Annotated in this window: 26 protein-coding genes and 3 tRNA genes; 14 read left to right on the forward strand and 15 right to left on the reverse strand. The window is 33.3% G+C overall.

All coding sequences use genetic code 11. From position 1 onward, the window contains the following. Positions 1–83: 83 nt before the first annotated feature. A complete protein-coding gene (locus tag QMA06_RS11270) occupies positions 84–257 on the reverse strand; it encodes a hypothetical protein (RefSeq protein ID WP_290206962.1) in 174 nt (57 codons plus the stop codon). Positions 258–841: 584 nt separating this feature from the next. On the opposite strand from QMA06_RS11270, the gene thrS reads away from it, so the two are divergent. From thrS to QMA06_RS11295, 5 genes are all read left to right on the forward strand, one after another. After that, a complete protein-coding gene (gene thrS / locus QMA06_RS11275; protein WP_290206963.1) occupies positions 842–2,785 on the forward strand; it encodes a threonine--tRNA ligase in 1,944 nt (647 codons plus the stop codon). A 40-nt stretch (positions 2,786–2,825) separates the two neighbouring features. Continuing rightward, positions 2,826–3,374 carry a translation initiation factor IF-3 gene (gene infC / locus QMA06_RS11280; RefSeq protein ID WP_290207234.1) on the forward strand — a complete coding sequence of 183 codons (549 nt, stop codon included), beginning with the start codon at positions 2,826–2,828 and terminating at the stop codon, positions 3,372–3,374. Positions 3,375–3,483: 109 nt separating this feature from the next. After that, the gene (gene rpmI / locus QMA06_RS11285) at positions 3,484–3,681 is read left to right on the forward strand and encodes a 50S ribosomal protein L35 (protein WP_047546999.1); all 198 of its coding nucleotides are present in this window, start codon (positions 3,484–3,486) and stop codon (positions 3,679–3,681) included. Positions 3,682–3,817: 136 nt separating this feature from the next. Then, positions 3,818–4,162, forward strand: coding sequence for a 50S ribosomal protein L20 (gene rplT, locus QMA06_RS11290; RefSeq protein WP_290206964.1), 345 nt, complete (start codon positions 3,818–3,820; stop codon positions 4,160–4,162). 120 nt (positions 4,163–4,282) lie between these two features. Further along, the gene (locus tag QMA06_RS11295) at positions 4,283–5,086 is read left to right on the forward strand and encodes an HAD family hydrolase (RefSeq protein ID WP_318036602.1); all 804 of its coding nucleotides are present in this window, start codon (positions 4,283–4,285) and stop codon (positions 5,084–5,086) included. Here QMA06_RS11295 and QMA06_RS11300 read toward each other — a convergent pair. From QMA06_RS11300 to tgt, 12 genes are all read right to left on the reverse strand, one after another. Then, positions 5,060–5,482, reverse strand: coding sequence for a secondary thiamine-phosphate synthase enzyme YjbQ (locus QMA06_RS11300; RefSeq protein WP_290206965.1), 423 nt, complete (start codon positions 5,480–5,482; stop codon positions 5,060–5,062). The two genes, QMA06_RS11295 and QMA06_RS11300, sit on opposite strands and share 27 nt — an antisense overlap. After that, a complete protein-coding gene (locus QMA06_RS11305) occupies positions 5,451–6,581 on the reverse strand; it encodes an adenylate/guanylate cyclase domain-containing protein (protein WP_290206966.1) in 1,131 nt (376 codons plus the stop codon). The genes QMA06_RS11300 and QMA06_RS11305 overlap by 32 nt, the downstream gene beginning before the upstream one ends. Positions 6,582–6,607: 26 nt before the next feature. Next, on the reverse strand, positions 6,608–6,877 hold the full coding sequence (locus QMA06_RS11310) for an EF-hand domain-containing protein (RefSeq protein WP_290206967.1): 270 nt from the start codon (positions 6,875–6,877) through the stop codon (positions 6,608–6,610). Between the two features lie 54 nt (positions 6,878–6,931). Further along, positions 6,932–8,197, reverse strand: coding sequence for an asparagine synthetase B (locus QMA06_RS11315; protein ID WP_290206968.1), 1,266 nt, complete (start codon positions 8,195–8,197; stop codon positions 6,932–6,934). Between the two features lie 231 nt (positions 8,198–8,428). Further along, the gene (locus tag QMA06_RS11320) at positions 8,429–9,154 is read right to left on the reverse strand and encodes a sulfotransferase-like domain-containing protein (RefSeq protein WP_290206969.1); all 726 of its coding nucleotides are present in this window, start codon (positions 9,152–9,154) and stop codon (positions 8,429–8,431) included. After that, positions 9,147–10,064, reverse strand: coding sequence for an aminotransferase class IV (locus QMA06_RS11325; RefSeq protein ID WP_290206970.1), 918 nt, complete (start codon positions 10,062–10,064; stop codon positions 9,147–9,149). The genes QMA06_RS11320 and QMA06_RS11325 overlap by 8 nt, the downstream gene beginning before the upstream one ends. A gap of 62 nt (positions 10,065–10,126) precedes the next feature. After that, positions 10,127–11,161, reverse strand: coding sequence for an AI-2E family transporter (locus QMA06_RS11330; protein ID WP_290206971.1), 1,035 nt, complete (start codon positions 11,159–11,161; stop codon positions 10,127–10,129). A 77-nt stretch (positions 11,162–11,238) separates the two neighbouring features. Beyond that, positions 11,239–12,771: a replicative DNA helicase gene (gene dnaB / locus QMA06_RS11335; RefSeq protein ID WP_290206972.1), complete on the reverse strand. Its 1,533-nt coding sequence runs from the start codon at positions 12,769–12,771 to the stop codon at positions 11,239–11,241. 168 nt (positions 12,772–12,939) lie between these two features. After that, on the reverse strand, positions 12,940–13,893 hold the full coding sequence (locus tag QMA06_RS11340) for an acetyl-CoA carboxylase carboxyltransferase subunit alpha (RefSeq protein ID WP_290206973.1): 954 nt from the start codon (positions 13,891–13,893) through the stop codon (positions 12,940–12,942). Positions 13,894–13,944: 51 nt separating this feature from the next. Continuing rightward, on the reverse strand, positions 13,945–14,853 hold the full coding sequence (locus tag QMA06_RS11345; RefSeq protein WP_290206974.1) for a DMT family transporter: 909 nt from the start codon (positions 14,851–14,853) through the stop codon (positions 13,945–13,947). A 32-nt stretch (positions 14,854–14,885) separates the two neighbouring features. Further along, positions 14,886–15,908 carry an LptF/LptG family permease gene (locus tag QMA06_RS11350; RefSeq protein WP_407704313.1) on the reverse strand — a complete coding sequence of 341 codons (1,023 nt, stop codon included), beginning with the start codon at positions 15,906–15,908 and terminating at the stop codon, positions 14,886–14,888. A 151-nt stretch (positions 15,909–16,059) separates the two neighbouring features. Then, a complete protein-coding gene (gene tgt / locus QMA06_RS11355; protein WP_290206976.1) occupies positions 16,060–17,190 on the reverse strand; it encodes a tRNA guanosine(34) transglycosylase Tgt in 1,131 nt (376 codons plus the stop codon). A 214-nt stretch (positions 17,191–17,404) separates the two neighbouring features. Between tgt and QMA06_RS11360 the strand changes: the two genes are divergently transcribed. The 3 genes from QMA06_RS11360 to QMA06_RS11370 are packed head-to-tail and all read left to right on the forward strand — an operon-like array spanning position 17,405 to position 19,900. Beyond that, positions 17,405–18,250: a transketolase gene (locus tag QMA06_RS11360; RefSeq protein ID WP_290206977.1), complete on the forward strand. Its 846-nt coding sequence runs from the start codon at positions 17,405–17,407 to the stop codon at positions 18,248–18,250. A 43-nt stretch (positions 18,251–18,293) separates the two neighbouring features. Then, positions 18,294–19,247 carry a transketolase family protein gene (locus tag QMA06_RS11365; protein ID WP_290206978.1) on the forward strand — a complete coding sequence of 318 codons (954 nt, stop codon included), beginning with the start codon at positions 18,294–18,296 and terminating at the stop codon, positions 19,245–19,247. 56 nt (positions 19,248–19,303) lie between these two features. Next, positions 19,304–19,900, forward strand: a complete 597-nt coding sequence (locus QMA06_RS11370) for a porin family protein (RefSeq protein ID WP_290206979.1) — start codon at positions 19,304–19,306, stop codon at positions 19,898–19,900. An 86-nt stretch (positions 19,901–19,986) separates the two neighbouring features. Here the strand turns inward: QMA06_RS11370 and QMA06_RS11375 are convergent, their stop codons facing one another. Beyond that, positions 19,987–21,066 (reverse strand): FKBP-type peptidyl-prolyl cis-trans isomerase, encoded by a 1,080-nt coding sequence (locus QMA06_RS11375; protein WP_290206981.1) that lies wholly within the window; start codon positions 21,064–21,066, stop codon positions 19,987–19,989. 136 nt (positions 21,067–21,202) lie between these two features. Between QMA06_RS11375 and QMA06_RS11380 the strand changes: the two genes are divergently transcribed. From QMA06_RS11380 to QMA06_RS11390, 3 genes are all read left to right on the forward strand, one after another. Beyond that, positions 21,203–21,574 (forward strand): RNA-binding S4 domain-containing protein, encoded by a 372-nt coding sequence (locus QMA06_RS11380; protein WP_290206982.1) that lies wholly within the window; start codon positions 21,203–21,205, stop codon positions 21,572–21,574. 108 nt (positions 21,575–21,682) lie between these two features. Further along, positions 21,683–22,258, forward strand: coding sequence for a methyltransferase domain-containing protein (locus tag QMA06_RS11385; RefSeq protein ID WP_290206984.1), 576 nt, complete (start codon positions 21,683–21,685; stop codon positions 22,256–22,258). A 93-nt stretch (positions 22,259–22,351) separates the two neighbouring features. After that, positions 22,352–22,855 (forward strand): phosphoribosyltransferase family protein, encoded by a 504-nt coding sequence (locus QMA06_RS11390; protein ID WP_290206985.1) that lies wholly within the window; start codon positions 22,352–22,354, stop codon positions 22,853–22,855. Here the strand turns inward: QMA06_RS11390 and QMA06_RS11395 are convergent. Beyond that, entirely contained in the window at positions 22,847–23,365 is a 519-nt protein-coding gene (locus tag QMA06_RS11395; RefSeq protein ID WP_290206987.1) for a shikimate kinase, read from the reverse strand. The genes QMA06_RS11390 and QMA06_RS11395 overlap by 9 nt on opposite strands. 128 nt (positions 23,366–23,493) lie before the next feature. Here QMA06_RS11395 and QMA06_RS11400 point away from each other — a divergent pair. The 3 genes from QMA06_RS11400 to QMA06_RS11410 all read left to right on the forward strand — a co-directional run bounded on the left by QMA06_RS11400 (position 23,494) and on the right by QMA06_RS11410 (position 24,049). Continuing rightward, positions 23,494–23,566 (forward strand) — tRNA-Lys (locus QMA06_RS11400). 274 nt (positions 23,567–23,840) lie between these two features. After that, positions 23,841–23,913, forward strand: a tRNA-Lys gene (locus QMA06_RS11405). 52 nt (positions 23,914–23,965) lie between these two features. Beyond that, a tRNA-Leu gene (locus QMA06_RS11410) sits at positions 23,966–24,049 on the forward strand. Positions 24,050–24,280: the final 231 nt, after the last annotated feature.

The raw sequence follows: 24,280 nt of genomic DNA on the forward strand, positions 1-24,280 counted from the left end.
TCTCTTGTTTTAAATCAACCGTTTCCAGTTGATTCTTACGCTGTCAATTCAATATGTTAATGAACTTATTTCTTTACTTTCTCTTAACGTTGTTGCGCTAAGCGGGTGCAAATATAAAACCCTTTTTTCATTCCCACAACATCTTTTTGTAAAATTTTTAAAATATTTTTCGATGTCGTTTTGTATAGTAATGAACGTTTTTCGAAACTCAACTTATTGTTTTTATTTCGGGGTGCAAATATAGAACCCTTTTTCATTTCTACAACATCTTTATTGATTATTTTTTAAATATTTTTTCAATGCTATTTTGTATGGTAATGAACGTATAAAACTTGACATATTGTCTTTGTTTCGGGGTGCAAATATAGAACCCTTTTTCATTCCCACAACATCTTTTGATTATTTTATTTTAAACTATTTTTAAACCGTTTAAAACCAATGTTGTAAACATATAATTATTCGTCTTTTTATCATGGTTAACTATCGAACTCTTCAAAAGTCTACTCAGTGCTTCAATATTTAAGTCTTATATATAATAGAGCGGCGTGCTGCCTTATTCGTTATCGTAATTTAATTACTAAAAATCATAGATTACAATTTTACAGCGTCATCTACTCTTTATAGCTTTTCGTCTTAACCTCCATTTTTACACTGCTGCCCTACGAATATAAACAATATACTAACCTAATAAATTCTGCTTTGTAAAGATAGGTTGTGAATTACGCTGCCTTTTTCTCAAATTTAAGAAATGAAGGGAATGCCTTGCTCATTTTAATAAACTTCATTTTGTCTATTATATATATAGGTATATCTTTGTATGCTAAAATTTATACTATATATAATGATAAAAATTACTTTACCTGATGGTTCGGTGCGATCTTTTGATAAAAAAGAAATAACACCATATGAAGTGGCTGTAGATATTAGCGAAGGATTTGCTCGCAATGTTATTTCGGCAAAATTTAATGATACAGTTGTCGAAACTACCACTCCATTAACCACTGATGGTAAGCTTACCTTATATACATTTAAAGATGATGATGGCAAGAAAGCATTTTGGCATTCTTCTGCACACGTTTTAGCACAGGCTTTAGAAGAACTATATCCGAATGTAAAACTTTGGGTTGGACCTGCAATTGATAATGGGTTTTATTATGATGTCGATTTAGATGAAGGTTCTATATCTGAAAAAGATTTTAAGACCATTGAAAATAAAATGATAGAAATCGCAAGAGGCAAGCACGATTTTAAAATGCGCGATGTTTCTAAAACTGAAGCACTCTCCTATTATAAAGGTAAGAACAATTATAAAGTTGACTTAATTGAAAATCTTGATGATGGTACTATCAGCTTCTGTGATCATTCAACATTTACCGACTTGTGCCGTGGTGGACATATTCCTAATACAGGAATTATAAAAGCAGTTAAAATTCTAAGTGTTGCTGGGGCCTATTATAAAGGAGATGAAAGAAATAAGCAATTAACTAGAGTCTATGGAATTTCATTCCCTAAACAAAAAGAGTTAACCGAGTACCTTCATTTATTAGAAGAAGCTAAAAAACGTGATCATAGAAAACTTGGCAAGGAATTAGAACTTTTTACGTTTTCACAAAAAGTAGGACAAGGCTTACCGCTTTGGTTACCGAAAGGTGCTGCTTTACGTGAACGATTAGAAAACTTTCTAAAAGCGGCGCAAAAGAAAGCTGGCTATGAAATGGTTGTTACCCCACATATTGGTCAGAAAGAACTTTATGTAACTTCAGGTCATTATGCAAAGTATGGAGAAGATAGTTTTCAGCCAATTTCCACACCTTCTGAGGGTGAAGAATTTCTTTTAAAACCTATGAACTGTCCTCACCATTGTGAAATTTACAATGCGAAACCATTTTCATATAAAGAGCTTCCGAAACGTTATGCCGAATTTGGCACTGTTTATAGATATGAGCAAAGTGGTGAATTACATGGATTAACTAGAGTTAGAGGTTTCACTCAAGATGATGCTCATATTTTCTGTACACCAGACCAATTAGACAAAGAGTTTAAAGATGTTATCGATTTAGTACTATATGTGTTTGGTTCTTTAGGCTTTGAAAACTTCACAGCCCAGGTGTCGTTGCGAGATCCAGATAATCTTGAAAAATATATAGGTGATGACAAAAACTGGGAAAAAGCAGAGCAAGCGATTTTAAATGCCGCCAAAGACAAAGGTTTAAATTTTGTGGTTGAAACTGGCGAGGCTGCATTTTATGGCCCAAAATTGGATTTTATGGTCAAAGATGCCCTTGGCAGACAATGGCAATTAGGTACTATTCAAGTAGATTATAATTTACCTGAGCGTTTTGATTTATCTTATAAAGGCAGTGATAACGAGATGCACAGACCGGTAATGATTCATAGAGCTCCGTTCGGAAGTATGGAACGTTTCATTGCTATTTTATTAGAACATACTGGCGGTAATTTCCCTCTTTGGTTGATGCCAGAGCAGGCAATTATTCTCTCAATAAGTGAGAAATATGAAAAATACGCCGAAAAAGTTTTAAATTTGCTAGAAAATGACGAAATTCGCGCCCTTACAGACAATAGAAATGAAACCGTAGGTAAGAAAATTCGTGAAGCTGAAATGCAAAAGTTTCCGTTTATGATTATTGTCGGTGAGCAAGAAGAAAAAGATAATACAATTACTGTACGCCAGCATGGTGGTGAAGACCTTGGCACAATTAATGTAGAAGATTTTTCAAAAATTGTAAAAGATAGAATAAATAAAAGTTTAAAGACTTTTAAATAAAGATAAAATAAGTTTAATTTAAAACACAGAAGCCATAGCAATACGTAGAAACAGAAAGAATTATACAAGACGTGTATCTCAAGAAGATAAACACCGTATAAATTCCAAAATCAGATCTGAAGAAGTAAGACTTGTCGGAGATAATGTTGAAGTGGATATTTATCCTATTAAAAAAGCATTAGCAATTGCCGATGAACAAGGTTTAGATCTTGTAGAGATATCGCCAAATGCGAAACCTCCTGTTTGTAAAGTTATGGATTATAAAAAATTCCTTTACGAGCAGAAAAAAAGAGAGAAAGCGTTAAAATCTAAAGCGACTAAAGTTGTTGTGAAAGAAATTCGTTTTGGTCCTCAAACCGATGACCATGATTACGAGTTTAAAAAGAAACACGCGGAAAAGTTCTTAAAAGACGGAGCTAAGTTAAAAGCCTTCGTTTTCTTTAAAGGACGATCCATTGTTTTTAAAGAACAAGGTCAAATTTTATTATTAAAATTGGCTCAAGATCTTGAAGAATATGGAAAGGTTGAACAAATGCCTAAGCTTGAAGGAAAGCGAATGATTATGTTCATCGCACCTAAGAAAAAGTAGTGTAGACTACACTCAACACTATTGTAGTCGTTGGGATTAATTTTTAAAAGAACACTGAAATTATCAGTGAAACAATAATAAGCGAAACGTAAATTTAAAAGAGGACAAAATGCCTAAAATGAAAACAAAATCGAGTGCTAAGAAACGTTTTAAACTAACTGGCACTGGTAAGATTAAAAGAAAGCACGCTTTTAAGAGTCATATTTTGACAAAAAAATCTAAAAAGCGTAAGCTAAGATTGACTCATGACGCTTTAGTACATAAAGCTGATGAGGACAATATTAAAACTATGTTACGTTTAAAGTAATTTAGTTTTAAACGGTTAAAAATCATTTATAAACCCTGGAGTTGGGCTAAATGATTTAAAATTAATGAATGTTAGTTTTAAATTTTTTAAGAAGTGTCGATAAAAGACCGCCTACTACAAAAAACATTTAAAAGAAATGCCAAGATCAGTAAATTCAGTAGCAAAGAGAGCCAGAAGAAAAAAGGTTCTTAAGCAAGCAAAAGGTTACTTCGGAAGACGTAAAAACGTTTGGACAGTAGCAAAAAATGCGGTTGACAAAGCGATGCAATATTCGTACAGAGACCGTAGAGTAAAAAAGAGAACATTTCGTTCGTTATGGATTATGCGTATTAACGCTGGTGCAAGACAACATGGAATGAGCTATTCAAAATTTATGGGAGGATTAAAAGCTAACAATATTGACTTGAACCGTAAGGTACTTGCTGATTTAGCAATGAATCACCCTGAAGCTTTTGAAGCAATAGTAAACAAAGTTAAATAAGGCTTTTAGCCAAATTAATAACATCATTTCGCTTATAAAATCCGATTCACCCGATAATTTTCGGGATTGAATCGGATTTTTTTATTTAAACAATACTGAACTTATAAATTAAGGATAATTATGAAAAATGTAAAAATGGTAGTTTCAGATATGGACGGAACTTTATTGAACTCCAATCATAATGTAAGTTCTCGATTTTTTGAATTATTTAAACAACTGCAGCAACAACAAATTCAATTCGTAGCTGCAAGTGGTAGACCGTATTATAGTATTGTCGAAAAACTAGATTCTATTAAAAATCATATTATTATAGTAGCTGAAAATGGGGGTCTAGTAATTAAAAATGATAAAGTACTACTATCAAACATTATCAATCCAAACCGGTTATCGGAATTATACCATTTAGTTACTAACATTGCTAATACCTTCCCTATTTTCTGTACTAAAGATCGCGCATTTATTTTAAGAGCTTCTGACGAAAAGATTAAGACGTTTTCAGAATATTATTCAATTTATACTATCATTGACTCTTTTGAAGAGATTACAGACGATGTTATAAAAATAGCTCTCTATCACGCTTCAAATTCGGAATCCTATATTTTTCCACATGTAAAACATTTAAAGCCCGAACTAAACGTAGTGGTTTCAGGAAATCATTGGGTTGATATTTCTGACGCGATTACCAATAAAGGGCATGCGCTTTCTTTTTTACAAAACAATCTGAATATTAAATCTTCAGAGACCATGGTTTTCGGTGATTATAATAATGATTTAGAAATGTTGAAATGTGCCGATTACAGCTATGCTATGGCAAATGCTCACCAAGATGTCAAAGCTGTAGCCAACTATGAAACCGAAACGAATGACGATTTTGGTGTAGAAAAAGTATTAGAACATTTAATTTCCGAAAGCGGTAATAACTAAATATCTACCTTCTGCTCTATTACGATGCTCACATAGATAAATACCTTGCCAAGTACCCAGATTTAATTTCCCAACTGTAATTGGTATAAGAACGGAAGCTCCCATTAATGCCGCCTTTATGTGTGCAGGCATATCATCTGCACCTTCTAGCGTATGTTTATAGTAAAGTTGGTTTTCTGGCACCATCTTATTCATATGACTTTCGAAATCTAGGCGTACGGTCGGATCTGCATTCTCATTAATGGTTAAACTAGCCGATGTATGTTTAATAAATACTTGTAGCTGACCAAATTTTATCTGGCTAATTTCAGGTAGAGCACTCACCACTTCTGAAGTGATTAGATGAAACCCTCTTGAAAAAGCTTTAAGTCTTATTTCTTTTTGAAAATATTGCATTTTTAGACACTTTTTTATACTTGCTTTTATGAATAGCAAACAGTTTTAAAGATTCTCTTTTGCCTTCCAACAATTCGTTACCAAGTGAGACCGCTTTATACTTTTTCTTTAAATCTACTTTCGCTAAAAAACTCTCTGATATTAACAATGATTCATTATACTCATTACATTGCTCTTCTATTCGAGAGGTTGTGTTAATAACGTCTCCATGATAGGCTAATTCTTTTTTTATAGTACCTACTTCTGCTATAATAATTTTCCCAGAATGGATTCCAGCTTTAAATTCTGGAACCACTCCATATTTCTTCATGTAATATTTAGAATGTTTTTTTAGCTTGTAATCATATTCAAAAAATAAATTAATACAATCGATATTTTTAGTGGTATTCTTATTTAATTTCCATGTAAGTACAGCTTCATCACCAACATACTGATAAATCTCCGCACCATATTTCCCTACAATTCTGTTAAGATAATAAAAACAGTCTTGTATAAAACGGCTATATTCTAAATGACCCATTTTTTCAGCAATGGTCGTAGAAGATTTTAAATCTAAAAACATAAGAATGCGCTCTACTTCTCTTGGTTTTCTGTAACGCCCTAAAAGCATATTTAATATCACACCTTTACCAAATTTATTATTGGCAATTCTGAAAAATGAAAAAAGCAATGAGCACAAAATAAAATATGCCGTTACCATCCAAAATATCTTATTAGATTTCCACCAAAGACTTTCGTTTGGAAAATCTACATTAATATAAGCCTCTGCTAAACTGGCAATAAATGTCAATGAAAATATTAAAAACATTAAATATATAACGGACTTAACCAGTAATATTAACCCTAAATGCAATTTTTTGGATAAATATTTATCGAAGAAAAATTCTACAACAGTATATATGATGGCAACCATAACCCCAAGTACAACACCAAAAATTAAATACTGTGAAGCGGTAACGATCTCAGTAAGATTTTCGGTTTTAACCTGTTCTTGGTTTCTTCCAAAATAACGAACAAGCACAAAAGCGCAGAACGCAAATGACCAAAAAATAATGGAATAAAATAACAGTCGGAAAAATTGTTTAACCTCGAATATCATAATATAAAATTCTTTTTATTTATGTTCTATTCATTAATTTCATTAATGGCGGACTTAAACTCCTCCCAATTAATCAGTTTATCTCCATCTTTATCATAGCCTTCGATGAGTCTTCTAGAAATTAAGCCTCGTACAAACCCACTAATCTCTGCTTGTTTTAGAAGTTTTACAATTTCAGATTTACTTAATTTTCCATCACCATTTTTATCGAAAAAAGCAAAAGCATCTTCTGGTGTTTCAAATTGCTTAGTAATTAATATTTGAATTTTATGGAGTATAGTTTCTTTTGTGAGCATAATACGATAAATTTATTATTTTAAAATACGAAAAAATTGAGCGCTTAACCTAAATTAAGTTTTCTGCTTCTTCTTCTTTGCCGCTGGAAATAGGACGTTATTTAAAATCAATCGATATCCAGGAGACGTTGGATGTAAATCGAGTTCGGTTTTTGGATCCCCTACTCTATGTGTATAATCTTCAGGGTCGTGACCGCCATAAAATGTAAAAAAGCCTTTACCTTTTATACCATGAACGTATTTCGCTTCACTATTAGTTCGGTTTTCACCCATTACTAGAACATTAGATTTTATTTGATCTCTAGTAAACGAAGTAGTTTGTCCCATAAAGCCTTTCACTAAAGCCGTATGATTTTGGGTTAACATAGTGGGAATCGGATCCCACTTTGCTGAATATTCCATCAACGAAAAATAGTCAGTCGTTTTGGAAATATTGCGCTTTTGAGTCATATCTATTGATGAAAACTCATAGACATTAGGGCTACGTTCCAAAATGTAATCCTTAAAAGCAAAGGTGCTTGAATAATCTATTTTATTCTGATAGCCTGGACCGCTACCATCACCATCAAACATTGGTTCACAAATATCTACTCCTTCTGCCGATAAAGCAATATCAAAACTGTCGGTTGCCGAACACATGGCAAACATAAACCCTCCACCCACAACGTAATCTCGTATTTTTAGAGCTACAGCCAATTTTTCTTCAGAAACTTTATCATAGCCTAAACGTGCAGCTAACTCTTCTGCATTTTTTTTCTCTTCAATATACCAAGCCGCAGAACGATAGGCTCTATAAAATTTTCCGAATTGTCCTGTAAAATCTTCATGATGCAAATGCAACCAATCGTAGAGTAATAATTCGTCTTTTAAAACCTCTTCATCATAAATGGTTTCATACGGAATTTCTGCATAGGTCAAAACCATAGTTACGGCATCATCCCAAGGTTGCTTTCCGTTAGGTGTATAAACTGCAATTTTCGGAGCTTTTTCTAAGATAACTGCTTCTTGATTTACAGCAGGACTGGCAATTTCCTCTAATATTTGAGCCGCTTTTGAGTCTGAAATAACTTCAAAAGACACACCGCGTATCTGACATTCACGTTGAATAATTTCGGCATCTGGCAACAAAAAGGAACCTCCTCTATAATTAAGTAACCATTTAACTTTCAGTTCTCGTTCTAACGTCCAATATGTTACGCCGTATGCTTTGAGGTGATTTTCCTGTGTTTCGGCATCCATAGGAATAAGAATATAGGATGCATGAGCTTCAACACTTAAAAAGAGTACTAATAATATGAAGGCAATTTTTTTCAAATCCATTAAATTAAAACGAAATATAAGGAAATTTAGTCTTTAAAAACTGAATTTATAATTCTTTTAAGACCGTAAATTAGCTTCAAATTATGTTGAATATAACTCGGTTAATTGTAATTTATATATAGATCCCATATTATGAAAAGTAAATATTAAAACTATACGGAAATGAACTCTAAAAAAATGAGTCGTATGACCTAAAATTATAGTATCGTAACAGTAGCAACCGAGAATTATTTAAATTGAAAATTTTAATAACTCCTTATAATAAGGAAGACTTTCTGCTAAAAGTGGCTTGAGATGTTCAGGAAATATTTCATCTTTTGATTGATATTTCAGAAAACCACTAGACTTGTGAACGTTATGATACCAATATTTTGCCCAAATACCATCTTCTGGGCGTTGCTGTGGTTGCCAAGACAACATACTTTCATCAAAAGGAATTTTAATAAATTCACATAATTTAAGTAGTGTTTGTTCTGGATCTAATAATACTTGTTTAGAATTCAAAACTACAAAGGGAATTTTATGTGTTTTAAAATAATTTACTAATTCTACATGAAGCCCGTAGCCAACATCTTGTATGGTGGGATTGTTAATAACCTTATCAAAAGACGGCAACATCTCTTGAGGATGCCTCGTAAGAATAATATTTATGGTGTTTTTCATAAAGTTACGCTTTAACCCTAATAAGTGGTGCGTCATATGTTTAAAAAACAAGACTGGCTTTTCACTGGTGTTCATCATCATAGTCACCACTTTTTCACCATCATTTTCCATGGTATTCAATATGTTTTCAGACCCAGGATGATAGTTGTGCGCTTCTGGATGATTCTTTAAGTAATAAGCATATAATGGTTCATCAAAAACTCTGGTGTCATTGCGTTGCGCAAAGGAATACATTAAGGCTGTAGAAATATTACGCGGACCAGACCATAAACATATACGTTTTATATTATCCATTTTTTACAGTGTTTTCTATTAATGATTCGTAAAATTCATTCAATTTTTTAGTAATATGTCCATATTTACCATCACCAATTTGCCTACCATCGATTTTAGTCACTGGAGTTAAACCACCAAAGGTTCCTGTTACAAAGGCTTCATCTGCTCCATAGACATCAAATAGAGAAAAGTCTTTTTCAAAACATGGTATATTATTTTTTCTGCAAACTTCTATAACTTTTGCTCTGGTTATACCATTCATACAATATTTACTTGTAGACGTCCAAACTTCACCTTTACTTACAATAAAAAAGTTGGTCGCATTACATGTTGAAACAAACCCATTTATATCTAACATTAAAGCCTCATCAGCACCAGCTTGAATAGCTTGAATTAATGCTTGAACCTCGTGAAGTTTACTATGACAATTCAATCTGGGATCTAAATAATCTGGCGAACCTCTTCTAATAGTACTTGTAAAAAGCGTAATTCCCTTTTCCTTTGAATCTTTTGAAGCTGTCTTATACTCAGGAATAATAACTACGTTTGGTCCTGATATTGTCAATCTTGGATCTTGTGAAGGTGTTTTTTTTATACCACGAGTTACCATAATTCTAACATGTACGCCGTCCGTCATGTCATTGGCCTTTAAAGTATTCCAAACTTTAGCTGTCAATTCTTCTTTAGTAAATGGTAAGTGCATTCCTATAGTTGCAGCGGCACTCCATAAACGATTAAAGTGATCTTCTAAAAATACTAACACACCGTTATGCAGTCTTAGGGCTTCCCAAATACCATCACCAACTAAATAACCACTATCAAAAACGGATATTTTAGCATCGTTCCTTGGAAATAATTGATCGTTAATTGAAATAAAAATATCGTTATTTCTAGAATCTTCTAGAGCATTGTGTGTACCATGAACCATAATTATAATTTTGATAGTAGAAATATACTCAAAATTATAATTTGATAGCTTAAATTTTTTAGTTAGTCTAATTCAGTTTCATTCCCTGAAAGTAAACTAGCGATAACTTGGGTTCCTTCAAACTGTTCTAAAATTATTTTAATAAAAACGGTGATTGGAATGGCCATAATTAAACCTGGAATTCCCCACAAAAAGCCCCAAAACATTAGCATTACTAAAACCGCAATAATATTAATAGAAAACGATTTTCCCATGAACACAGGTTCTAAGATAGCACCAAAAGTGACTTGAACTAGTGATATCGCAAGAATAAAGAAGAATAATGTACTAGTGGGATCTAGCTCTACAAAGGCAAAAATAGAAAGCATAATTACTGAAATAAAAGAACCTACCATTTGTACAAAATTAATAGCAAAGGCAAATAATCCCCAGAATATTGGAAAACTCACATCAAAGAATACGCACATTAAACCTGTAAATATTCCTGTTAGTGCACTCACCAAAACTTTTACTTTTATGAATTTTATTAAATCTTTTTCAATTTTCATAAAGGTTTTAATCGAAGTATGCTTGCGCTTTAATAAAGTATGATTCATTAATTTCTGAACATTAATCGATTCTGCAAGCCACAATACCACAAAGAAAATTGTCATCAATAAAGACGTGACAAACGAATTTAAGAATCCTAGTGTAGAACTCAATTTGTCATTTTGAAAGAACTGTCCTAAAAACCCATGTTTTTGTTCTAGTTCAATTCCAAAATTATCCATTAAATAAAGCTGCAAATCCGCTAATTTTAATTCAGCCTTATCTAAAAACTCGGTGTTATTTGCTAATATCTGCCGGCTTGATAGCTGAACTAATTCTATACCCAATTTTAGTCCTAAGGCCACAAGCAATAATACAATTATAATACTTACAAATTTTGGAACTCTTCTACGGCCTAACCATCGCATTAATGGTAAAAACAACAATGCTATAAACATTGAAAAAATCAATGGAATAAATATAAAAGACAAGATCTTTAGTAAATAAAATACTAAAGGAACGACTATGATTAACAACAAGATGTTCGTTGTGCGTCTTTGTTCTAACATTAGATAATTGTTTTTTAATTTGAGCGTGCAAAGATAAAGTAAAAAACAGTTTTTAATTCCTTAAAATGCTGTTAATGTTAGAATGGAACTCCGTCATCCTCTGGTCCATCAAAAGCATCGGAAGGCGATGGGAAATTATCTGGTTGAAATGTATTATCGTTAGCGGCTTCGTTCATTTTAGAATGAAATTCACCGAATGGGGTATCAAAATCATCTAAATTATCGAACTTACCTAAGTGTCCGATAAACTTTAATCTAATATTTTCCAAACCACCATTTCTGTGTTTAGCCACGATAAATTCTCCTTGCCCTGCAGTCGGAGAGCGTTCTTCATCATCCCATTCGTCAATTTTATAGTATTCTGGTCTATAAATAAAGGATACAATATCGGCATCTTGCTCAATGGCACCCGATTCACGTAAATCTGATAATAAAGGTCGTTTACTTCCTCCACGTGTTTCAACCGCACGGGATAATTGGGATAAAGCAATCACAGGAATACTCAACTCTTTTGCTAAGGCTTTAAGGTTACGGGAAATCATGGAAATTTCCTGTTCACGATTACCACCTTTCTGACTGCCACCTGCCGTCATTAACTGCAAATAATCTATCATGATCATTTTAATCCCAAATTGGGATGCCAATCGACGTGCTTTTGCTCTTAAATCGAAAATAGATAGTGATGGTGTATCATCAATAAATAACGGTGCTTTTTCTAAAGTTTTTACTTTTACGTTAAGCTGTTCCCATTCGTGTTTCTCTAATTTTCCTGTTCTTAATTTTTCTGAGGACAACCCGGTTTCACTCGAAATTAAACGTGTTATCAATTGTACTGAGGACATTTCCAAAGAGAAAAATGCCACAGGAATATTACTATTTACCGCAACATTACGAGCCATCGTCAAGGTAAATGCTGTTTTTCCCATACCAGGACGTGCTGCTACAATTACCAAATCTGACGGCTGCCATCCGGAAGTTAATTTATCGAGTTTATCAAAACCAGACGGAATTCCACTCATGCCCTCTTTATTCGAAATTTCCTCAATCTTCTTTTTAGCTTGAATGACCAAACTCTGTGCAGATTCCGTAGATTTTTTAACGTTACCTTGAGTAACTTCATATAATTTGGCTTCAGCTGTATCTAAAAGATCAAAAACATCTCTGGTTTCATCATAAGCCTCTTCTATTATTTCATTTGAAATTTTTATTAAACTGCGTTGAATAAATTTCTGTAAGATAATTCGGGCATGAAACTCAATATGTGCTGAAGAAGAGACCCGTTGGGTTAAAGAAATGAGGTAAAAATCACCACCCACCATATCTAGCTTTTCTTCCTTCTTTAATTGGCTAGAAACGGTTAATAAGTCAACAGGTTCTGAATTTTCAAATAATTTGAAAATGGATTCGAAAATGTGTTTGTGCGCTTCTTTATAAAAAGCATCGGCACTTAAAATATCAATAACTTCGTCAACCCCTTTTTTATCAATCATCATAGCGCCAAGCACAACTTCTTCTAAATCAATAGCTTGCGGTGGTATTTTTCCTTTTTCGAGGTTGATAATTGTGCTTTTATCAACTTTGTAGCCTTGTACTGGATTGGGTTGTTTCATAAGTAACAAAAGTAGTTAAATAGAATAAACGAATTGATTATAACTGATTTTCAATCTTAACAGATAGTTAACAATCTAACTGTTAATAAGTCTGATTTATTGTTAATAGCGCCAAAAAAAACCGAAGCTTAAACTTCAGTTTTTTATAGTGCCGTATGCTTAGTGGATTTAATCTTTATAGACACCCATGTCATCGTATTTTTCCATACGTTGGCTCACTAAATCTTTTGGTGATAAGTTTTTAAGTTCTTCAAAAGCCTTTTCTATAGCATTTTTTACTGCGGTAAAAGCTTTGTCGCGATCTGTGTGCGCACCGCCAAGAGGTTCCTTTATAATTTGATCTACCAACTTCATCTTTTTCATATCTTTGGCAGTCAATTTCAAGGCTTCAGCAGCTTGCTCTTTATACTCCCAGCTTCTCCATAAAATAGAAGAACAGGATTCTGGTGAAATTACGGAATACCACGTATTTTCTAACATCATAACTCTGTCCCCTACTCCAATACCCAAAGCTCCACCTGAAGCTCCTTCTCCAATAATCACAGTGATAATCGGTACTCTAAGCCGTGCCATTTCCAGGATATTTCTGGCAATAGCTTCTCCTTGGCCACGTTCTTCGGCTTCCAAACCAGGATATGCACCTGGTGTATCAATTAATGTGACCACAGGAATTCCGAATTTCTCAGCAGATTTCATTAATCGTAAAGCTTTACGATAGCCTTCCGGATTGGACATACCGAAATTACGGTATTGTCTGGTTTTGGTATTATAGCCTTTTTGTTGACCGATAAACATATAGGTTTGGTCTCCAATTTTACCCAAACCACCAATCATAGCTTTATCATCTTTTACATTTCTGTCTCCATGTAGTTCTAGAAACGTATCGCCACAAAGTGCTTTGATATGGTCTAAAGTATATGGTCTATTGGGATGACGAGATAGCTGAACGCGTTGCCACGCTGTAAGGTTTTTATAAATATCCTTTTTTGTTGCTGCTAATTTTTTCTCAATCTGCTTACAGGTTTCGGTAACATCGACATCACTTTCTTTCCCTATAATCTGGCATTTATCGAGCTGGTCTTCTAGCTCTTTTATGGGTAATTCAAACTCTAAGTATTCCATACAATTTGAAGTTAGTTTATTGTTTTAGTTAGATAGGCAAATATAAAAACTTTAATCTGTTATTTGACTTATTTTATGTTTTCGTCTTTTATAATTCTTAAATACAGCATCCAACAATACGGTAAACAATACCAAAGTAGCACCCAAATAAAATTGTGGCGACATTTTTTCGGATTCTGGGAATAATGCCAAAGCAATTGCAATACCATAAAGTGGTTCTAGATTATAACTTAAAATCACGGTAAAAGGACTTATATAACGCATCACATGGACAGAACCAATAAATGCATACGCTGTACAAACGGAAGCTAAAATGAACAAATACAGCCAATCTGAATTGGAAAGCGTAAAAAATTCTGCATTAAAGGATTTGCCCGATGCTAGAATAAATACGGTTAAAAACAGTACACCACTAATGAATTCATAAAAAGAAATTACAGTGGCATTATGTTTTTCTATAAAACGACCATTAATTACTGCAAATAATGTTGAAAACAAGGCTGAAAATAAGCCTAAGATAATACCATAAATGTAAGCCATTTCGCTACTGGTAATTAAAATGACTCCTACAATTACTATTATACCAAAGATAATTTCGTAGCCTAAAATACGACGTTTAAAAAAGAGCGGTTCAATAAAAGATGCAAAAAAAGCACCTGAAGAAAACATGGCTAACGCTATGGAAATGTTGGCTTGATTGATGGCTTCAAAAAACGTTATCCAATGTAACGCGATAATAATACCAGCAGCAGAAAATCGCCAAAAAGTTTTTTTTGAAATTTTTATATCTAGCCGAATTATTTTGATATAGATAAACATCAAAATTCCAGCGATGGCCATTCTATACCATACCAACTCTAAAGCACCTATAGTGATTAGCTCTCCTAAAATAGCTGTAAAGCCAGCGATTAAAACTAGAAAATGTAAATGAAGATATTGAACGCTTTTAGACTTTTTCAATTGGCTAAAATTTTAAGAAAGTCCAATGCTTTTTAGCGTTTGGCTTTTTGTAATAGATATACTGCTAAAATACCAAATAATACATTAGGAAACCATACTGCAATTACGGCAGGAAAATTAGACTGTTCGGCCATTACCCCAAAAACCTTATCGAAGAACACATAAATCATGGCTATAGAAATCCCCAGAGCAAGATTAACTCCCATACCTCCTCTTCGTTTTATAGAGGACACGGCCACCGCAATTATCGTAAGAATAAAGATGGATACTGGTAAGCTCCACTTTTTTAATTTTACAACTTCATAACGGCCTATATTAGGTGAACCACGTCGCTTTTCGGCTGCGATAAATTTAAGCAATTCACCATAAGATTTAGTTTCAGCGGCATATTGAACGGGAGTTAAATCTTCGAGTTCAAATGGTAAATCCATTAACTTTCGATTTTCTTGTTCAACCGTTTCTATACCATTTTCAAATGAGCGTTTTAGATAACTTGTAAGCCTATACATACTATCTTCCTCTATATAGCGAATATTATCAGCAAAAATTTTATATTTAAGTTCGTTACCTTCAAAATGTTCGTAGGTAAATTTATGTCCGGTTTTATTTCTAGTAATAAAGTTACTCACGTAGATGTAGTCATTATCATTAATTTGTTGATAAACATCCCGTGTTTGTTGAACATTTTTATTTTTCTTTAAATACTTAAACTTAAACTCGTTAAATCCTTGACTTGCAATTGGTGCTAAGTACATTCCTAAAAACATAGCGAAACCAGCAACAATAGTCGCTCCTATCATATAGGGTCTTAAAAATCTTGAAAAGGAAGTTCCAGAGCTCAAAAAAGCAACGATCTCGGTATTATTAGCCAATTTCGAAGTAAACCAAATAACTGATAGAAATAAAAACAAGGGGAATAAGAGATTGGCAAAATATACCGTGAAATTTATATAATAAAACGCGACTTCACCTAACGACGCTTCATTTTCAATCATTCGCCCTACTTTCTCAGCTAAATCTACTGTAATTCCAATAGGAACAAACAGCAATAACATCATTAAAAATGTGATTAAATATCTTTTTAATATGTACCAATCTAGGATTTTCAAGCTTCTTATTATTGTTTAATCGTTAATTGAGATAGTTTAATATATAATGTATGAATAGTTGAACTCATTTTGAGCGTTTCAATAATTAATTGAAACGTTATAAGCGATTATCCATTTGTTTTACCATCTTTTCTTTCCAAGCTCTAAAATCGCCCGCGATTATATGTTTTCTGGCCTCTCTAGTTAACCAAAGATAAAAACCGAGATTATGAATGGTTGCTATTTGTTTTCCTAATAATTCATTAACTGTAAATAAATGTCTTAAATAGGCTTTACTATATTCTGTATCAACAAAAGTAATACCCATATCATCTATAGGAGAAAAATCATTTGCCCATTTTAAATTCTTGATATTAATGGAACCATGAGCTGTAAATAACATGCCGTTTCTGGCGTTACGTGTGGGCATCACGCAGTCAAACATGTCAACACCTAACGCAATGTTCTCTAATATATTGATTGGCGTACCAACTCCCATTAAATAACGCGGCTTGTCTTCTGGTAAAATATTACAAACCACATCCGTCATTGCATACATTTCTTCTGCAGGTTCGCCTACCGAGAGCCCACCAATAGCATTCCCTTCTGCACCGGCATTAGCTATATATTCAGCAGATTGCTCTCTTAAATCTTTATAACAACTACCTTGTACTATAGGAAAAAATGTTTGTTCGTAATCGTATTTAAACGGTGTTTTTTTGAGATGTGTTAAACAACGTTCCAACCAACGATGCGTCATATGCATAGACCGTTTGGCATAATTATATTCACAAGGGTAAGGTGTACACTCATCAAAAGCCATTATAATATCTGCACCTATACTGCGCTGCACTTCCATAACATTTTCTGGCGTAAAAACGTGATAGCTACCGTCAATATGGGATTTAAATTTCACTCCTTCTTCTTTAATTTTTCTATTAGAAGACATAGAGTATACTTGATATCCACCAGAATCGGTAAGAATATTTCTATCCCAGTTCATAAATTTATGCAATCCCCCAGCCTGCTCCAAAATTGGCGTCTGTGGTCTTAAATAAAGATGATAGGTATTACCTAGAATAATATCTGGATTTATATCATTTTTCAATTCTCTTTGATGCACCCCTTTTACGGAAGCCACAGTACCAACGGGCATAAAAATAGGAGTTTCTATTTTGCCATGATCGGTAGTTATAGTTCCGGCTCTTGCCTTTGTTTCTTTATCTGTTGCTACTCTTGTAAATTTCATGAAATATTTAGTCAGACGGCAAATATAAATAACTCTATAGTATTCCGTCTTAAATTAAATTTAAAAAACAATCTTCTTATTTTAATATTTCCCTTTAAGCAATTACAACATATTGTTAGCAAATCATCTTTTTCGTTAATAAGTGCGGCAATTCAACTTTTGGAAAATCTTTGTAAAAACCTATTTTTGCAACATATAACTTAAGCAACATAATATGCCAAACATTAAAGAATTAGAAGATTTAACTACTCAAGTTCGTAGAGATATTTTACGAATGGTACATAAGGTGAATTCTGGTCACCCAGGAGGTTCATTAGGTTGTGCCGAGTTTTTTGTTTCACTATACCAAGAACTCATGGAACGTAAAGACGGTTTTGATATGGACGGAATAGGTGAAGACTTGTTCTTTCTTTCAAACGGACACATTTCGCCAGTATATTATAGTGTATTAGCAAGGTCTGGATACTTTCCGGTTGAAGAACTTAATACATTTAGATTAATTGATTCCCGTTTACAAGGGCACCCAACCACACACGAGGGTTTACCAGGTATTAGAATAGCTTCGGGTTCATTAGGTCAGGGAATGTCTGTAGCTATAGGAGCTGCACAAGCAAAGAAATTAAATAATGATGAGCATTTAATTTACAGTCTTCACGGAGATGGAGAATTGCAGGAAGGACAAAATTGGGAAGCCATAATGTATGCATCTGCTAAAAAAGTGGATAATTTGATTTCTACAATTGATTTAAATCAACAACAAATTGATGGTTGTACCGATGATGTTTTACCGATGGGAAGTATAAAAGCAAAGTTTGAAGCTTTTGATTGGACAGTTTTAGATATTGAAAAAGGAAATGATATCGAAGCAGTACTTGCAGGTATGAAAAAAGCGAAATCACTAACTGGAAAAGGAAAACCAGTTTGCGTTTTATTGCATACTGTAATGGGTAATGGAGTTGATTTTATGATGCACACACATGCGTGGCATGGAAAAGCACCAAATGATGAGCAACTTACCAATGGATTGCAACAAAATGCAGAAACGTTAGGAGATTACTAAAAAAAGTCTAATTAAACAGATACCCACTTTCGTGGGCATTATTATGAAAACATATACATACACAGAGAAGAAAGATACAAGAAGTGGTTTTGGTGCAGGTTTAGCGGAATTGGGTAGAACAAATCCTAATGTAGTCGCATTATGTGCGGATCTTATTGGATCTTTAAAAATGAACGAGTTTATAGATGAAAATCCAGATCGTTTTTTTCAGATTGGCATTGCAGAGGCTAACATGATGGGCATCGCTGCTGGCTTAACCATTGGAGGAAAAATTCCGTTTACGGGTACGTTTGCTAATTTTTCAACAGGAAGAGTTTACGATCAAATTCGTCAATCAATTGCGTATTCTAACAAGAATGTGAAGATCTGTGCTTCGCATGCTGGTTTAACCTTAGGTGAAGATGGAGCTACGCATCAAATATTAGAAGATATTGGTTTAATGAAAATGTTGCCAGGTATGGTGGTTATAAACCCATGTGATTATAACCAAACTAAAGCTGCAACTATTGCAATAGCAGATTATGACGGCCCGGTCTATTTAAGGTTTGGTCGTCCTTCTGTTCCTATTTTTACTCCGGCCGATCAGAAATTTGAAATCGGAAAAGCAATTCAACTTACAGAAGGTACCGATGTTACCATTGTAGCAACTGGTCATTTGGTATGGGAAGCTTTAGAAGCCTCCAAAAGCTTAAACGATGCTGGGATTTCTGCTGAAGTGATTAACATACACACCATAAAACCTCTTGATGATGAAGCTATTTTGGCATCGGTTGCTAAAACTGGTTGTATCGTTACTGCTGAAGAGCATAATCATTTAGGCGGTTTAGGAGAAAGTGTTGCTAGAGTTTTATCAGAACAAAATCCTACACCACAAGAATTTGTTGCTACCAATGATACGTTTGGTGAATCAGGAACACCTGCTCAACTTATGGATAAATATGGTCTAAATAGTGAAGCCATTATAAAAGCTGTTAAAAAAGTATTGAAACGAAAATAACTTCATCATGGCAGCGTTTTTGATATTAAATAAACTTAATCTTAAAAACGAACATTATGAAACATTTAAAAAATTCTGTTGTACTGACTGTGTTTATGGCTTTTATAGGCTTTAGCGTTCAGGCACAGAACAACAGTTCTTTTGGTATTAAAGGCGGGTTAAATTATGGCGCTAACGGTGATTATTTCGACGCTATTAGTATGAACTTGAAACAACCGGATCGTAATATTGGGTATCATATCGGTATTTTCGGAAAAATAGGAAATAAATTGTATTTGAGACCAGAATTGGTCTATACGGACACAAAAAGTGATTATGATAGTGATGACTTTTCCGTTAAGAAAATTGATGTTCCTGTGTTAATAGGGTTTAAGGTTCTTGGTCCTTTAAGTGTATTTGCTGGCCCATCATTTCAGTATATAATGGATTCAGATTTTGATGGCGTTGATATTGATGATGTAAAGAATGATTTTTCCGTTGGATTAAATTTTGGAGTCGGAGTCAACTTTAATAAAGTCGGAATTGACCTGAGATACGAAAGAGGTTTTAACGAAAACGAAGCAACCTTTATTGATAACAATCTTTCTACGGTCGCTAGTAGAATTGATACCAGACCAGATCAATTAGTTTTGAGTTTATCGATTGGATTATAAACCTAAACGTATTAAAAACGAAAAAGCCGTTCAATATATTGAACGGCTTTCTTTATTTTATAGCTCTCTTAACGACAAATTAATTATTATTCATTCAAGTTATAATTAATTTCAATGCTATCTTCTAAATAATCTGGAATGTCATTATCGTTAGCGTCTGCAATAGTTACTGTTTTAATAGTAATAACTCCAGCCAATTCAGTTCTACTTCTTTCAAACTCATTTGTTGCGAGTATTGGTTCCTCTTCATCAACATTGGTATCAACAGTATATGTATTAGGAATTAACTCATCAATGGTCAACACATTATCCCCATCATCATTAACGTCAATAAAATCTGGCAGACCATCTTCATTTGTATCATCGTCAGTAACATCAGAATTTCCGTTAAGATCTTCAATATAAGAAGGTACACCATCATTATCATGATCTTCAACTAATACTTGTAATAATTCAAATTTAAAAATTAAATTATCATAAGCAGCACCCGTATTCGCACTAGAAAAATAAGCCAAACCAGAAGGCACAAACATTACTCCTAAACCAGAATTTATAAAGCTAACATTACCATTGGCATCAATATTTTCGTTTATTGAAGCTTTAAACAAAGGCATAACTAATTGCCAAGCCTTTATAACGGCATTATTTGTCCCATCTGTTTGTAGCGCAAAATCAGCAGGTGTAACCGCGGAATCAAATACATCCTCTTCGCCTCCTACTTCCTCATTAATTGTGCTGCCCTCATATCTTACACGAACCTCATCTGTAAATTTTGGTGCTGCACCACCACCTTGGTTAATATTTAAAACATAATATGTATATTCAGTATCTAGATAAGTTGTGGTATACCAATTTACCGCATCAATCAATAAGGTATTATTTGTAGGGTCTGGCAAAGCGTCATATTCACCATTAATTCCCATTGGTAATTCACTAATAATTATATCTGTGTATTTATGGTTAGAACCAGTTGCAAAAAAGCTTGAATTGTAATAGTGTGAATTCAAATAGGCCAAAATCTCTGCATTATCCTCAGCTTGCTGTTCCGTTCTATCAGCTTCGACAAAAGTGGGCCCATCATCTCCATCATCGTCTTTATTACAAGAAATAAATAAGGCGGTGAAAACCATTAAAGAAAGGGTAAATAATAAGGTTTTAATTTTCATTTCAATTTTATTTGTTCAAAATTGAACCTCCACGCTTACGTTACAGAAGTTCATTATTGCTTATTTTTAGCGCGCAAGATACAATAATATAATATTTTTGTACTAATGTATTAACGTAGTTTTTAGTAAAAAAGATATGCGAATTGATAAATATTTATGGTGTGTACGCTATTACAAAACCCGAAGCATAGCTACAAAAGCGTGTAAAAAAGGTCAGGTAAAAATAAATGGTGCTGCCGTAAAACCATCTCGGGAAGTTTTTCCGACCGATAAGATAGTGCTTAGAAAAGACCAAGTTATATATCAGCTTACAGTCAATGATTTACCACCAAATCGTGTTGGAGCCAAATTAGTCGATTTATACAGGGTTGATACTACCCCAAAATCAGCCTTTGAAGCTAAAGAACTTTTAAAGTACAGTAAAGATTATTATCGTAAAAAAGGTTCAGGAAGACCTACAAAAAAGGACCGTAGAGATATTGATGATTTTTATGATGACGAAGAATAAGTTGTTAAGTTAGAAGTAAGATTGCGTGGTTGTTAGATTGTAGACTTATACTTGGATTGTTTTTTAATTATCATAAATTCAATAATTTTAAACGCGCATATGAATCACATGAAAAAAGAGTATTGGGAACATCGTTATAAGCGTAATGAAACCGGCTGGAATATTGGTTATGTCTCTACGCCAATAAAAAGCTATATCGAGCAAATTAAAGATCAGTCTTTAAAGATTTTGATTCCTGGAGCCGGTAATAGTTATGAAGCTGAATACTTATGGAATAATGGTCACAAAAACGTTTATGTATTAGATATAGCAAAACAACCATTGGATAATTTTAGAAACCGTGTTCCTAATTTTCCTGAGTCCCAACTTCTAAATGATGATTTTTTTGAATTAAATGACACCTATGATCTTATTTTTGAACAAACATTCTTCTGTGCACTTGATCCTAAACTACGAAAAATGTATGTTGAAAAAATGCATCAATTATTGAAACCCAAAGGGAAAATTGTTGGTATACTTTTTAATTTTGAATTAACCGAAAATGGGCCACCCTTTGGAGGCATTCTTTCTACATATGAAGCCCTTTTTAAACCTCAATTTAAAATTAAAGTTTTAGAACCTTCAATTAATTCTATAAAAGAAAGACAAGGTAAAGAACTGTTTTTTATCTTTGAACGTCTATAAGAGACATATAGCAAACTACCGCACAGCTTTACTAATTAATTAGACTGTCAGATAGTTGCTCATAAAAATTCTTAATTGTTATAAAGACATACCATGGCATTAACAAAGAACACCATATTAAATCATAAAGAAATAGAGCATAAAATAAAACGTATTGCTTATCAAATTTATGAGAGTAATGTTAATGAAACAGAAATTATTATAGCTGGTATTGAAAGCAATGGCTTTTTATTAGCAAAAAAAATCAAGGCTACAATGGATAAAATTTCGACCATTGAATCTACCTTGTGTAAAGTAACTATTAACAAATCCGAACCAACCAAACCGATAGAAACTTCCATTAGTCCAATCGATTATGCAAATAAATCCATAGTATTAATAGATGATGTTCTTAACTCTGGCAGTACCTTAATATATGGTATTAAGCACTTTTTAGATGTGCCACTTAAACAATTTAAAACAGCAGTCTTAGTGAATAGAAACCATAAAAAATATCCTGTAAAAGCCGATTTTAAAGGTATCTCTTTGTCTACTTCTTTATTTGAGCACGTCCATGTTAATTTGTCTAAGCAACCTTACGAGGCGTTTTTAGATTAAATGTACCAAAAGCGCTTCTAAAATTTCTTGTTTTGATTTATGATCTGTATTTACCGTAATGTCGGCTTCAATGTAATATGGAGTTCGTTCAAACAAATGCTTACCTATATATTCCAATAATTCTTGTTCTGTACTTATATGGCTGATTAATGGTCTGCTTTGCCGTTCTGGAAACAAACGTTTTGCCAATAGCGGAATAGAAAGTTTCAAATAAAATGATTTTACCAACTTAGCTTCACTTATCAAATTCATGTTATTTCCATAACAAGGAGTGCCACCTCCTAAGGCTAAAACTAAATTTTCTGACGTAATGACTTCGGTTAAATACTCAGTTTCTTTTTTTCTAAAATAAATTTCACCTTTCTTTTTAAATATTATAGGTATGGATGCTTGTTCTTTTTCGGAAATGTAATCATCTAAATCTAAAAATCTATAATTCAATACTGTAGCTAATTCCTTACCTAAAGTAGATTTTCCCGAGCCCATATATCCTATTAAAACTATTATCATAGCACTTATTAATTGATTATTAAACGTATAGAATTATTCACAACAAAAAAACGAAAAAAAATTAAAAAAAGTATTGTTAAATTAAAGAAAGCTTATATATTTGCACCCTCGTTAGAGAAAAGCATTTTGACTAGTTAGCTCAGTTGGCAGAGCATCTCCCTTTTAAGGAGAGGGTCCTGGGTTCGAGCCCCAGACTGGTCACTAAAAAAAAGTTAAGCAATACGCTTAACTTTTTTTTTGCTTTGAATTCATTAGCTATACGAAACTTAATCGATTTTTTAAATTATTGACATATTACAGCAACTTATAATATGTCACTAAAGCATACTTCAAGAACATATAATTAGTCCTATTAAAAAATGCTATTTTTTCATCCTTAAAATCTTTCTCAAATAAAAAGAATATTTTTTAAAATCTATTCTTTGTATTTACATAAAGGTTTTATATTTGCATCCTCGTTAGAAAAAAACATAACGACTAGTTAGCTCAGTTGGCAGAGCATCTCCCTTTTAAGGAGAGGGTCCTGGGTTCGAGCCCCAGACTGGTCACTAGAAGAAAGTTAAGTATAATGCTTAACTTTTTTTTATCTCTTTTTATTATGCGCACGTGGCGGAATTGGTAGACGCGCCAGCTTGAGGGGTTGGTGGACATTAGTCCGTGGAAGTTCGAGTCTTCTCGTGCGCACTATAAATCTTAAATCAAAGTCCAAATAAGTTAGCCAACGCTTAGGGATTCTCGACGCACTTTAAAGCTTAAATCAAAGTCTATATTATTTCTTCCTACATTTCTGAATTCTTACGCCCACTTCAAATATTACAATATAATCCAAATAAGTTCACTTTATCCATGGTGATTCAGTTAGGTATACTAAATCCTCAATCACTATACCGCTTAAAATTTTAACAGCACTTCGAG

Source organism: Winogradskyella bathintestinalis (assembly GCF_030407435.1).
Taxonomy (GTDB): domain Bacteria; phylum Bacteroidota; class Bacteroidia; order Flavobacteriales; family Flavobacteriaceae; genus Winogradskyella; species Winogradskyella bathintestinalis.